The organism is Enterococcus faecalis (genome assembly GCF_029024925.1).
GTDB lineage: Bacteria > Bacillota > Bacilli > Lactobacillales > Enterococcaceae > Enterococcus > Enterococcus faecalis.
The window spans coordinates 1,332,944-1,346,174 of the sequence record NZ_CP118962.1; the positions used below are offsets into that span (position 1 = coordinate 1,332,944).

Below are 13,231 nucleotides of genomic sequence, written 5' to 3' on the forward strand. Positions count from 1 at the left end.
GGCGCTCCGCTAATGAATGAATCAATGCATCAAGAGGAAAACCAAGCACAACCATCAATGAATAAAGGGAACGAATCTACTCCTCTCAGATCAAAAAGAAGCTGGATCTGGGTGTTTCTTTTTGTGTTCATCGTTCTTGGAGCGGGTAGCTATTTTCTCGGGACGCATTATTTTTCTAAGGAACAACAAATTTCTCATTTTATTGAAGCGATTGAGAATGGTGATGCCCAAGAATTAAGTAAAAAAATGAGGACGAACGAGTCTGAATTTCAAGTGAATCCGCAAAGCATTAAGCCCTTAATCACTTATTATCAAAAAAATCCAACTGAGCTAAAAAAATTAGAAAAAGCGCTATTAAAGGATAAAAAGCTACATGGTTTAACTATTCGTGAAACAAGTCAAACAGCATTTTTCTTTCACCGTTATCAATTCATTTTAACGCCTGTTTCTGTTCAGTTAACGACGAATCAACGCGGTGTGACGCTGGCAATGAATGGTCGGGAAGTGGGAACTTCCGACTCAACCACTTATCAAAAAGAATTGGGACCCTTAGCGCCAGGACAATATACCTTTACAGCCACAGTGAAAGATAGCACCGGCGAACCTGTTATCACAGAAGAGTATCGTTTATTAGAAGAGGAAAATTATATTTCTAGTATTCCTTTAGATTTTAAACGAATGAATTTTGTTGTGGAGAGCAATCTGCCAGACGCAGATATTTATATTAATGATCGGAAAGTTGGTACGCTAACGAATGGAAACAAAACGATTGGCCCTTTGTTCTGGTCCAAAGGGATGACGATTCAACTTAAAAAGACGATTAATGGAGAAGAAATTCAAACATCAAAAGAAACGATTGGTGAAAATGATTTTGTCGAAGCGCTCTCCGATAATCCAACGCTACAATTGAATTTTCCGTTAGCTAGCGACTATGATGCCCGCAAAGCGCTAGAAACCTTTTATCAAGCATTTGCCAAACAAGTGAAAAGTCATACGGATAGTACAGAATTTGCTAAAAAATATCTCGTTGGTGGGGAAAATAATCCTCAATTTCCTTCTTTTATTGAAGCACTTGAACGATTACGTGAAAAGAAATCGACCGATGTTTCACCAGATTTTGAAGTGACCATTAATACGCTACAATTGGATGGTAAAGAAAATTACCATGTCAATTATTATTTAGAAGCTAAAAATTCTAAAGCAAAAGAAAATGGTCTTCGTTATGAATGGATCAATGGCCTAAATGATCAAATTCATTTAGTCAAAGAACCGCTAAAAGAAGGACAATTACAGTTTGTTTCGATAGATGAGCAAACACTTGCTTGGCTCGAAAAAATACTCTAAGCAAAAATGAGTGCTAAATTATTTAGCACTCATTTTTGCTTATTTCTATTGCACGCGTGGGACATTTGCGGTACGCTTTTAACACATTCTCGCGTTCGTTTTCTGGAATAAATTGTTGTCGAGCATGCGGCTCGTCTTTAAAAAGGACAATCCCATGATCATCATAATCAAATATATTGGGCGCATAAACTTGACAAAGTCCACAAGCAATACATTTTTCAGGAACTAAACGTGATTGCATAAACAGTGACACATCCTATCTAAAAGAGGTTTACTATGGAAGCAACTTTTATTTTAGCGTTATTATCTCATGGATACAAGGTACGTGCATCAACTTTGTATCATCTTTTAAAAGGCAAACGGACTAGCTCTGTTTTGATTTATGGGTTTTTATATGATTGTTTACGATTCATTGGCTGGTGGCCAACGATTTCCGAACAAGCCTATTTTCAATTTCTTGAAAAACTTTCGAAGGCGAAACAAATTCAGTATCACAAAGAGACAAATGAGATTCAACTAACAAAAGAAGGGCAACTATTTTTAAAGGAGCACCATTTTTCGTTGCTGGATTATCCTGCAATTGATCTTTATCGTTTTGGCAGAAGTGATCGAGAAAGTTGGCAACTCATTCAATTTGCCGTGCAAGTGACTTCGTATTTATCATTTGAGGAAAAACAGTATATTCCACTTTTATCAACACCGATTCCGCAACTATATTTGAAACGATGGTTACAAAAAGACAAGAAAGAGCAGCGCATTCAATCAATCAAAGAAGAACTGTTGCGAGGGTTTGAGTTACTACCTGAAGCAGAAAGCGACTATTTGGTTGCGCAACTTTCTGGTTATCAGCAAACTGGCAAAGTTCCTCAGCAATTAACAAGCGATAAGACAGCTCTTGAACAGCGTTTGTGGCACACGCAAGCGGTTCATCATTTACTGCAGTTGATAATGTACGGAGGAAACTATCCTGCTTTACAAACGCTTGTATGGCCGTATCTAGAAAAAAATCTAAACAAAAGTATGCAAGAAACCCAACGATTGTTAACGGAAGGCAAGACGCTTCAAGAAATTGCTGAGCAACGAAAAATAAAACTGAGTACCATTCATGATCATCTATTAGAGTTGGCTATTCAAGGGCAGCTGCAGGCGTCTGTTTATCTTGAAAAGGAGGCAATACTCCAAAACTTGGCTCAAACAGAACAAAATCCGCGGTTGTGGGTGTATCGGGATTGGCGAGCGCAAGAAGCGACGCTTTCTTATTTAGATTTCCGCTTATATCAAATCCAACAAATTTGGCAAGAAAAGGAGTGAGTGTTGTTGACATTAGAACAAGAATTATTCACTCGATTTGGTTATGCAGCGTTTAAGCCTGGTCAAAAAGAAGTGATTACAAACTTACTTGACGGTATGAATACATTGGCTGTTTTGCCAACAGGCACTGGCAAATCATTGTGTTATCAATTTGTGGGCCAAAAGTTAGAGGGACTAACGGTAATTGTTTCTCCCTTACTTTCGTTAATGGAAGATCAGGTGCGTCAATTACAAAGACAAGGAATTAAAGGTGCGGTTGCCTTAAACAGTACGTTACAGTATTCAGAAAAGCGTTATATTTTAGCGAAAATGTTCCAATATGATTATCTGTTTTTAAGCCCAGAAATGCTTTTGCAGCAAGAAGTACTTAGTGTGTTACAACGCCAAAAAATTGCATTATTTGTGGTGGATGAAGCCCATTGTGTTTATCAGTGGGGCGTCGATTTTCGCCCTGAATATAGTAAATTAGATCTGGTCCAAAAACAGCTAGACTTTCCTTTGACCTTGGCGTTAACTGCCACAGCGACACCCGTTGTACAGCACGCAATTATAAAACAATTATTTTCTCATGGTAGCTATCAAGAAGTTCTTTCTTCAGTGAATCGAAAAAATATTGGCTTGTTCGTGAAGGAAACGTCAGAAAAAGAAGAAGTGTTACTAGATTACTTATCTAAAACGGCTGGTAAAATCATTATCTATTGCGCCACGCGCAACAAAACAGAACAAATTAGTCAACTTATTCAGGCGAAAACCAGTTTTAAGGTAGCCTATTATCATGGGGGCTTGGAGGCTAGTGAACGTAGTCGCTTGCAAGAACAATTTATTGATAATCAAATCGATATTCTTTGTGCAACGAATGCTTTTGGGATGGGAATCGACAAACCTGATGTTCGTGGAGTGATTCATTTTGATTTGCCTGATAGCTTAGAAAATTACCTGCAGGAAATCGGGCGAGCTGGACGTGATGGTCAAAAAAGTTGGGCGCTATTATTGTATAAAAAAGGGGATGAATTTATTCATCGGTTTTTCTTAGAAGAGACAAGAGCGAATCGAGCGACCTTAAAATCGCTGATTGAAGGAGAAGAACAAGCAGGTTTGTTAGAAAATGCCACCGAGTTACAACAAAAATGGGTTCAAGGCTATTTAGCCAAGGATTATTCTTTTGAAGAGCTAGAGCATCGTTTAGAGGAGAAAGAAAAAGATCGTCAAGCACAATTAAGAGGGATGCTGACGTATATTGAAACCACAACCTGTCGAAGAACGTTGATTCAAACTTATTTTCAAGAATCGATTGTAAAACAATCACTGGAAACTTGTTGTGATAATTGTGCGTTATTCTTTGACATTTACCAAGATTCAATAGTAAAATCGAACAAGACTAGCAATCAAAATGAAGAAGGTTGGCGTTCTAAATTTCTAAAATTATTTAAAGAACGTGATTAATTCATTTTTTTAGTCGGCAGTTGGCAAAAGCTATGATATAATAACAAGCGAGAGAAGTTTAGGAGGAAATTAGCAGTGAGTAAAAAGGACAAAAAGAAAAACCAAGCTCGTGAGCCATGGGAACAATCAATTTATGAACCTGATCAAAATGGTGGTGGTTCTCGTTTAGCAAAACGCCAACAGCAACGAGGAAATTCATTATTTCTAACTGTTTTAGTTATTTTGCTATTATTAATTATTGCCATTCCAATTGGGACTTTCTTATGGATGATGCAAGACAAGAAACCGAACGAAAGTGCTAGCAAAAATAGCCAGCCATCTTCTTCATTAGTCCAATCATCATCAAAAGAGAAGAAAAAAGAAAGTACGTCAAAATCAGTGGAAAGCTCAGAACCAGCAAGCAGCCAACCAGCTGAAAATACAACACCTTCAAGTTCTGATGCTGCTGCACAGCAACAACAGGACCAACAAGCACAACAACAGCAACAGCAACAACAAGAGCAGCAACAACAACAAGAAGCTCAAAATCAACAACAGCAACAAGCGCAGAACCAACAACCTGTTTATGATACCGTTCAAAGTGGTGAAGGGGCACGTCAAGTTGCCGAACGTAACGGAATGACATTAGAACAAATTTTAGCGTTAAATCCTGGGATTGATACATCTGTGTTTTATCCGGGACAACCATTACGTATTAAATAATCCAGAAAAAGAGGTTTGGACAGCACTTTCAAGGGCTAAACCGCGACGGATGATTACATGAGAATGCCAATAAGCAGAAATTTCCGAAAGATGGTTTGCGTCTTTCGAGGGATTTCGGCTTATTGCTTTTTCGTTAGAAACTCGTCATCAGTTTAAATCCAAGTTCTTTTCTTCTGATTTTAATATAAAAGAAGAAGCGCATTTTAAAGGATGCATATCAGTTAAGGAGTTTTTTCATGGGGAAAATCAGTATTGCTATTGACGGACCAGCTTCGTCAGGCAAAAGTACAGTTGCAAAAATTTTAGCAAAACAATTGAATTATGTGTATTGTGACACGGGTGCCATGTACCGAGCGATTACGTATCTGGCCTTGCAAAATCAAATCGACATTCAAGCGGAAGAGCCATTAGTAGCGCTTTGTGTCAACCACACTATTTCTTTTCAGCAAGCAGAGAATGGCCAACGTGTTTTTATCGACGGTCATGAAGTGACCGAAGCGATTCGCCAGCCAGATGTAACGAATGCTGTTTCAGCTGTTTCAAAACATGCAAAAGTTAGAGAAGAAATGGTGGCGTTACAACAGAAAATTGGTCAAGCCGGCGGAGTTGTCATGGATGGTCGAGATATTGGTACTGCAGTTTTACCAAAGGCCGAAGTAAAGATATTCTTGGTGGCTAGCGTTGAAGAACGTGCAGAACGTCGTTTTAAAGAAAATCAAGAAAAAGGGATTGAGACGGATTTTGAAACCTTGAAGGCGGAGATTGAACGTCGGGATTATTTAGATTCAACCAGAGAAGTATCACCCCTTGTCCAAGCAAGTGATGCTGTGAAAATCGATACAACAGGGTTGACGATTGAAGAAGTCGTCGCCGCCATACAAAATGTGATTAAACAAAAAGGTTTTGAACTTTTTTAAAGAATTTTAAGAAAAATAGAAGAAATCGCTTTATTTTTTTACAAAAATCTCGTACTATGTAAGTATATATAGCTAAGTTTTGGAATTTTTGTTGGCATAGGAGGATAAGAGGCATGACAGATTTTGAAGACAAACAAGTAGCAAACAACGAAACAATGGAAGATGCAATGAACAGCGTTCAAGAAGTCAGTGTTGGCGATATTGTTAAAGGCGAAGTTTTAGCCATTGAAGACAAACAAGTTGTTGTCGGCATTGAAGGAGCGGGCGTTGAAGGCGTTGTTCCTGCAAAGGAATTATCGACTTTACCAGTTGAAGATGTACACGAACTTGTGAAAGTCGGTGATGTGTTAGATTTAGTTGTTATCACATCAATTGGCAAAGATAAAGAAAACGGCAGTTATTTACTGTCAAAACGCCGTTTAGATGCTAAAAAAGTTTGGGAAGAAATTGAACAAGATTTCCAAGCGGGCAAAGTAATCGAAGCACCTGTTACAAATGTTGTTAAAGGTGGTTTGGTTGTTGATGTCGGTGTTCGCGGATTTGTTCCTGCCTCAATGGTTGAAGATCATTTTGTTGCAGATTTTTCTGAATATAAAGGTCAAACACTAGCATTTAAAATTATTGAAATCGAACCTTCAGAAAACCGCTTAATTCTTTCACATAAAGCAGTTGTTGAAGCTGAAAAAGAATCGAAAAAAGAAGAATTACTTTCTTCTTTACATGACGGAGACGTTGTTGAAGGGAAAGTAGCTCGTTTAACAGATTTCGGCGCATTCATTGATTTAGGTGGCGTGGATGGTTTAGTTCATGTTTCTGAAATTGCTCATCAGCATGTGGGCAAACCAAGTGATGCGTTAACTGTTGGCGAAGACGTTCAAGTAAAAATTCTTTCAATTAATCCAGAAGAAGGACGTATTTCTTTATCTATTAAAGAAACATTGCCTGGACCATGGACAGATATCGAAACAAAAGCAGCCGCTGGGACTGTTTTAGATGGCACAGTAAAACGCCTAACAAGCTTCGGTGCCTTTGTGGAAGTTTTCCCTGGTGTGGAAGGATTAGTGCATATTTCTCAAATTTCTCACAAGCACATTGCAACGCCTCATGAAGTCCTTCATGAAGGGGATCAAGTACAAGTGAAAGTTTTAGAAGTTAATCCAGAGGAACATCGTATTGCTTTAAGTATCAAAGCGTTAGAACCAAAACCTGAGTCTCAAGAAGAACCAAAAGAAGAACAGGAATATGAATTGCCTGAAGAAAATATTGGCTTTACCATGGGCGATATTTTAGGTGACGCTTTATCTGATGCGAAAGAAGAGGAATAACCCGTTACTTTCTTGAAATTTATGAGTTTGACATAGCCGTAAACAGATCGGCTATGTCAAACTCATTTTTTCTTGAATTGGTTAGAAAATCAGCAGAAACTAAAACTTTTCTTGCACTTTAAGGTTTGATTAGGTAAACTAGTAAGGATTGAAATTCTCAAGGAGGGAATCAAATGGCAAATCCAACTATTGCGATTGTCGGTAGACCGAATGTCGGTAAATCGACTATTTTTAACCGCATTGCCGGTGAGCGTATCTCGATTGTAGAAGATACTCCTGGCGTAACACGCGACCGTATTTATACAACTGGAGAATGGTTAGGGCGTGAATTTAGTATTATTGATACAGGTGGGATTGATTTAGGTGACGAACCATTTATGGACCAAATCAAACACCAAGCAGAAATTGCGATTGATGAAGCAGATGTGATTATCTTTGTTGCTAGTGGCCGTGAAGGAATTACTGATGCAGATGAGTTAGTAGCAAAAATTTTATATCGTAGTAATAAACCAGTGATCTTAGCTGTTAATAAAGTTGACAATCCTGAAATGCGTAATGATATTTATGAATTTTATGCTTTAGGACTAGGGGATCCTTTCCCAGTTTCTGGTAGTCACGGGTTAGGCATTGGCGATGTGTTAGACGAAGCAGTTAAACATTTTCCTAACACTTCAGAAGAAGAGGACGAAGATACAATTAAATTTAGTTTAATCGGGCGTCCAAATGTCGGTAAATCATCATTGATTAATGCTATTCTTGGTGAAGATCGCGTGATTGTTTCAGATATTGAAGGAACAACGCGAGATGCAATCGATACGTATTTTGAATCTGAAGAAGGTCAAAAGTTCTTAATGATTGATACAGCTGGTATGCGTAAACGTGGAAAAGTATACGAATCAACTGAAAAATATAGCGTCATGCGCGCAATGCGGGCGATTGAACGCTCAGACATTGTTTTAATGGTCTTGAATGCAGAAGAAGGTATTCGTGAGCAAGACAAGCGTGTGGCGGGCTATGCCCATGAAGCAGGTCGCGGTATTATTATCGTGGTCAACAAATGGGATACAGTCAAAAAAGATACAAATACAATGCGTGATTTTGAAGCGGAAATTCGTGATGAATTCCAATATTTAGATTATGCACCCATTATTTTTGTGTCTGCATTAACCAAACAACGTTTAAACAAACTGCCTGAACTAATTGAAACAGTAAGTATGAATCAAAACTTACGAATTCCTTCAGCGTTGTTAAATGACGTTGTAATGGATGCTGTAGCAATTAATCCAACACCAACCGATAAAGGAAAACGTTTGAAGATTTTTTATGCAACACAAGTGGCAGTCAAACCACCTACATTTGTTATTTTTGTCAACGAAGAAGAACTAATGCACTTTTCTTATGCCCGGTTTTTAGAAAATCAAATCAGAAAAGCATTTACGTTTGAGGGCACGCCGATTAAAATCATTCCGCGACGCCGAAAATAGTGCATTCTACCATACTTTTTTTAGATATTCAAATAAATTTATCAACTTTGAGAAAAAATGATTATTTTTTGAAAAAACTGGTTAAAATACACTAAAAACCTTGCTATTACAACTTTCTTATGCTATCTTGTTAACAGAATATTGAACCAGATCAATATTTGCTGTCTGTTTTTGGACCACTCAAAAATAGACGGAACTTTAGGTGTGTAAAAACATCGTATCTCTTATAGAGGAGGTGAAATGATCCATGGCAAATAAAGCAGAATTAATCGAAAACGTTGCATCTTCAACTGGTTTAACTAAAAAAGATGCTACTGCAGCAGTAGACGCTGTCTTTTCAACAATTCAAGAAACTCTTGCTAAAGGTGAAAAAGTTCAATTAATCGGTTTTGGTAACTTTGAAGTTCGCGAACGCGCAGCTCGTAAAGGACGTAACCCACAAACTGGACAAGAAATTCAAATCGCTGCAAGCAAAGTACCTGCATTCAAACCAGGTAAAGCATTGAAAGATGCAGTGAAATAAGACAGACAATTAGAACCCTTGGTTTCCAAGGGTTCTTTTTTGAATCATACATAAAAAATGTTATTTTAAGAGGTGGTCGAAACAGTACGCTAAAAGGCTAAATTGTAACGAGCCTTGGGTGAGAAAAACGTGCTTCGCTCCGAGAATCAAGCGGGAACGGTTCGACACTCGCTCCTTGCTTTTTTGATAAAAAGAGAAAGATTTATGAATGAAGGACAAAAATAAGTTGTTGCCAGTAGCTGTTTTTTAGTGGTTATGCTAGACTTGGGGTGAAGGAAGAGGAAACAGTCTTAAGGTGGTGAATCAATGAAATACAACTATTCTAGAGGGGAAAACAAGGTCGCTATTATTTATGGAGAAACATTTGCTTCCGTCCTAAAAAAACGACCAGTAACGACGGAGTCAATCGTTGTTTTGGCGAATCAGCGTTACTATGATCTTTTTTCGGAGAAGATTAATTATGCCTTTGGGGAACAGTTGGGATTAAACTGGTATATTTGTCGCAATGATGTTCATTGCAATGACTTATCAGAATTAGAAAGTGTGTTACGTTTCTTAGCTGATTGGCCAGAAAATCAGGATGTTTTATTGATTGGTTTAGGTAATGAAGGGGTACTACAATTAACCGCATTTTTGCACCAAGTAAGTAAGTGTTCCTCCAAATGTTGGCTGATGCCTGTGTCTGTTCAAGCGTTACGGCAAGGACTTTTACCAAGTGTCACAATTCAGCAAGCACAGCATGCAACCATGCATATAGAAAATCATTCAGAAGAAATTTTGTTTGATAGTACCTTGACCAATAAAAAAGGTGCCGCTCCTTTAATTGATTTGCTCGTTTTTATTCGAGCGGGTCTTGTCTGTGATTATGCTTATTTACAAATGCTATACCAAACGTATCCAGATAAAAAACGGTTGAATCAAACGTCATTTAATGGTATTTTAGACGAGTTGTTATCTTTTTATGAACAAGCAGGGGAAAAAGTGGATCAATTTGGCCGAGTTTTTGAAGCGGCCTTTGCTACAACCGAAAATGGCCATTTGTTATCAGGTCCCATGAAACGATTATTGGGATTATTGTTACAAGTTTTATGGAGCCAGCAAGTCAATCACTTTGACTTTCAATTTAAAAATTTTATCGTTTGGTTTATTCGCTTAGGTTTTCCGGTGGCGTTTCCAAAAGAAATTTTAAGTGCTGATTACGCAGAACAAGTCTTGGCTCACACAGAAACACTAGGTCCTCCTATGGTGTTGGAAAAAATCGGTCAACTAGGAGCAGCTTTAAAGCCAACGCCCGATCAACTGTTAACAACGATTGAAAGATACCAAGAAATTTTAAAAGAGATTTGAGGGGAAATTATGTCATATAGTGAAAAAATGGTTCAAGCATTACAAGCTGAAAATTTAGCAGAAGCACAGTTAATGTTTGAAGAAGCATTAAAGAAAGATGATGAAAATACCTTAGCTGATTTAGGGGAAACGTTATTATCTTTAGGTTTTCTAGAAGAAGCCAAACAAATTTTCCAACAATTGTTGGAACAATTTCCCGATGCAGATGGCTTAAACATTCCATTAGCAGAAATCGCCATTGAAAATAATGAAATAGATGACGCATTCATCTATTTAGAAAAAATTCCAGAAACTAGTGACAGTTATATCCAAAGTCTCTTAGTCACTGCGGATTTGTACCAAGTTTTAGGGATTTCAGAAGTCAGTGAAGCGAAATTAAAAGAAGCAGCCAATCTTATGCCAGAAGAGCCGTTAATTCAATTTGCTTTGGGAGAACTATATTTTACAAATGGTCAATTTGTTGAGGCTATTACTCGTTATCAAAGCATTGTAGAAAGTGGGACAGCGCAAATCTCTGCTATTTCCTTGAATGAACGCTTAGGAAGTAGTTACAGCATGTTAGGTGATTTTGAAGAAGCAGTTCCTTATTTGGAAGCCGCGGTCAAAGAAGAACAAACAGACGATCGTTTATTCCAGTTAGCTTTCACTTATTTACAGTTACATGAGAATCAAAAAGCCATTGCGTTGTTCCAGCAATTAAAAACACTAAACCCACATTATCAATCACTTTATCTATATTTAGCGGAAGCGCTCCAAGAAGAAGAGCAATTAGAGGAAGCAAAAGCGGTGATCGAAGAAGGAATTGCTGAAAATCCCTTCCAAGTAGAGTTATACCAATTTGCCTCTGAAAATGCCTATCGTTTACACGACATTGCTGGTGCTGAAAACTGGTTGTTAAAAGCTTTGGAATTAGGTGAGAAAACAGATGAAAGTCGTTTGACCTTAAGTAATCTCTACCTCACGGAAGAGCGTTTTGAGGAAGTAATTACTATCTTAAATGATTTAGAGGAAACGGATCATCCTTATGCTGAATGGAATTTAGCAAAAGCGTACAACGAATTAGAAGACTTTGCCGTCGCTAAAGTTCATTATGAACAAGCAGCGCAAGAATTGTCTCACGAACCAGAATTTCTAAAAGAATACGCATTGTTCTTACGAGAAGAAGGCGAACTTGAAAAAGCAAAACACTTGTTATACCACTATTTGGAACATGAACCTGGTGATGTCGACATGCAATCTGTGCTAGCAGATATGGAAGAAAGATAGGAAACGACGATGTTTGTTAGTTTATCAGAAAAGAAAAAATTTTTAACTTGGTTAGTGAATACCGTGCCTTTTGGAAGAAGAGAAGTACTGTGGATTTTAAATTACTTATTAACGCACGATGCGATTTTAAATAATGTTCATTTTGTTGAGAACGTAGAGAAAACCGATCGGGGGATCCGTGTGGTAGCGGATGGTTTAGGTAAGGAGCCGTTATTGCTTTTTATCCAAGCACAAGAATTTACAGATCCGGAACAAATTTTTCACGAGATTCGGATGAATTGGCGGAAAGCTCTTTATTTAGAATGTGTATTTCCAGAGGCTTGGCAAACGAGCCAGTATTTATCTGTTTTAGAAGACAATCCGTTTGCGCCATGGAATGAACAAGTGGATCAGGAAGTTGCCAGAGCGATTGATCAATACTTTAAGCAAGAAGAACAAACGCAACGAATGGCATTACTTAAAGCTCAAATTAATGATGCTTTAGAAACAGGCAACAAAGAAGCGTTTTTAGAATTATCCGATGAATTAAATCGTTTGAAGCAACAATAAATAAAACCCAGCATTTATTGAAAATGCTGGGTTTTATTTATTGTTTTAATTTAAAACGCCGTTGTTTGCTGGGTTTTGCATAAGTAAAGCCTTCGCCAATTGCTTCATGTACGTTAATGATGGACACAAAGGCTTTTTCATCTATTTCATTAGCAATCCGTTTGACTTCCATTATTTCTCGAGGACTGACTACCGTGTAGAGAACCCGTTTTTCCACTTGTGAATAAGCACCTTCACCATTTAAATATGTTACCCCACGTTCTAAAGAAGCCATTAAACTTTGACCGATTTCTTCGGAATGATTGGAAACAATTAAAATTCCTTTCGCAGCATAGGCTCCATCGAGTACAGAATCAACAACACGACTGAAAACAAAGGACACAATTAAAGTATACATCATTCGTTTGACATCAATATAGGTCAACGAGAGGAGTAAGACTGCAACATCAAAAAGTAACAACGAGCGGCCCATGCTAATCCCAAAGTATTTTTCGAAAATGCGGGCAATGACGTCGGTCCCACCAGTGGTTCCGCCTACGCGGTAAACAAGGCCACTACCGAATCCTGCGGCCAAACCAGCTAAGAGAGCAGCAATCAATAAATCATGATCTAAATTAATTTCAACAGGAAATTTTTGCCAAAACCACAAAAATACCGATAACGACACGGTACCAATTAGCGTATAATAGAGGGAACGTTTGCCTAAAATTTTCCCACCAATTAATAAGAGCGGAATATTGATTAATAATGTCGTATATGCTGGGTTAAAATGAAATAAGGCTCTTAAAATCAAAGTAATCCCCGTGACACCACCTTCGGCCAGGTCATTGGCAATATTGAAAGTAACCAAACCAAAGGCATAGATACAGCTTCCTAATACAATAAATAACACATCTTTAAAATAAAATCTTTGTTCTTCCATTTAATCACGTCCTTTTACAGTATAAACTGTATCATTCTCTATATAAAACAACAAGTAGAACCTTTCCAGATAGCCAAGTTTTTGATAAGATGTAGGAG

The 13,231-nt window shown here is 37.8% G+C and carries 13 protein-coding genes; 11 read left to right on the forward strand and 2 right to left on the reverse strand.

Annotation, left to right across the window (positions count from 1 at the left end):
* Nucleotides 1-12 precede the first annotated feature (12 nt).
* Nucleotides 13-1,344: a zinc ribbon domain-containing protein gene (locus tag PYW42_RS06555; RefSeq protein WP_002394441.1), complete on the forward strand. Its 1,332-nt coding sequence runs from the start codon at nucleotides 13-15 to the stop codon at nucleotides 1,342-1,344.
* 22 nt (nucleotides 1,345-1,366) lie between these two features.
* Here the strand turns inward: PYW42_RS06555 and PYW42_RS06560 are convergent, their stop codons facing one another.
* A complete protein-coding gene (locus PYW42_RS06560; protein ID WP_002357617.1) occupies nucleotides 1,367-1,585 on the reverse strand; it encodes a ferredoxin in 219 nt (72 codons plus the stop codon).
* A gap of 35 nt (nucleotides 1,586-1,620) precedes the next feature.
* Between PYW42_RS06560 and PYW42_RS06565 the strand changes: the two genes are divergently transcribed.
* The 10 genes from PYW42_RS06565 (at nucleotide 1,621) to PYW42_RS06610 (ending at nucleotide 12,211) form a co-directional block, all read left to right on the forward strand.
* Entirely contained in the window at nucleotides 1,621-2,655 is a 1,035-nt protein-coding gene (locus PYW42_RS06565) for a YpbB family protein (RefSeq protein WP_002389101.1), read from the forward strand.
* On the forward strand, nucleotides 2,656-4,098 hold the full coding sequence (locus tag PYW42_RS06570) for a RecQ family ATP-dependent DNA helicase (RefSeq protein ID WP_002409970.1): 1,443 nt from the start codon (nucleotides 2,656-2,658) through the stop codon (nucleotides 4,096-4,098).
* 75 nt (nucleotides 4,099-4,173) lie between these two features.
* The gene (locus tag PYW42_RS06575; RefSeq protein ID WP_002360346.1) at nucleotides 4,174-4,800 is read left to right on the forward strand and encodes a LysM peptidoglycan-binding domain-containing protein; all 627 of its coding nucleotides are present in this window, start codon (nucleotides 4,174-4,176) and stop codon (nucleotides 4,798-4,800) included.
* 236 nt (nucleotides 4,801-5,036) lie between these two features.
* Complete coding sequence (gene cmk, locus PYW42_RS06580) at nucleotides 5,037-5,717, forward strand: (d)CMP kinase (protein ID WP_002357612.1); 681 nt, start codon at nucleotides 5,037-5,039, stop codon at nucleotides 5,715-5,717.
* 113 nt (nucleotides 5,718-5,830) lie between these two features.
* Nucleotides 5,831-7,042, forward strand: a complete 1,212-nt coding sequence (gene rpsA, locus PYW42_RS06585) for a 30S ribosomal protein S1 (RefSeq protein WP_002389025.1) — start codon at nucleotides 5,831-5,833, stop codon at nucleotides 7,040-7,042.
* 173 nt (nucleotides 7,043-7,215) lie between these two features.
* On the forward strand, nucleotides 7,216-8,526 hold the full coding sequence (gene der / locus PYW42_RS06590; protein ID WP_002357608.1) for a ribosome biogenesis GTPase Der: 1,311 nt from the start codon (nucleotides 7,216-7,218) through the stop codon (nucleotides 8,524-8,526).
* Between the two features lie 247 nt (nucleotides 8,527-8,773).
* Complete coding sequence (locus tag PYW42_RS06595) at nucleotides 8,774-9,049, forward strand: HU family DNA-binding protein (RefSeq protein ID WP_002357604.1); 276 nt, start codon at nucleotides 8,774-8,776, stop codon at nucleotides 9,047-9,049.
* Nucleotides 9,050-9,355: 306 nt separating this feature from the next.
* The gene (locus PYW42_RS06600) at nucleotides 9,356-10,396 is read left to right on the forward strand and encodes a hypothetical protein (protein WP_002389276.1); all 1,041 of its coding nucleotides are present in this window, start codon (nucleotides 9,356-9,358) and stop codon (nucleotides 10,394-10,396) included.
* A 9-nt stretch (nucleotides 10,397-10,405) separates the two neighbouring features.
* Nucleotides 10,406-11,662, forward strand: coding sequence for a tetratricopeptide repeat protein (locus tag PYW42_RS06605; RefSeq protein WP_002409969.1), 1,257 nt, complete (start codon nucleotides 10,406-10,408; stop codon nucleotides 11,660-11,662).
* A gap of 9 nt (nucleotides 11,663-11,671) precedes the next feature.
* Entirely contained in the window at nucleotides 11,672-12,211 is a 540-nt protein-coding gene (locus PYW42_RS06610) for a ReoY family proteolytic degradation factor (protein ID WP_002389031.1), read from the forward strand.
* Between the two features lie 37 nt (nucleotides 12,212-12,248).
* Here the strand turns inward: PYW42_RS06610 and PYW42_RS06615 are convergent, their stop codons facing one another.
* A complete protein-coding gene (locus PYW42_RS06615) occupies nucleotides 12,249-13,133 on the reverse strand; it encodes a YitT family protein (RefSeq protein ID WP_002357595.1) in 885 nt (294 codons plus the stop codon).
* Between the last annotated feature and the right edge of the window lie 98 nt (nucleotides 13,134-13,231).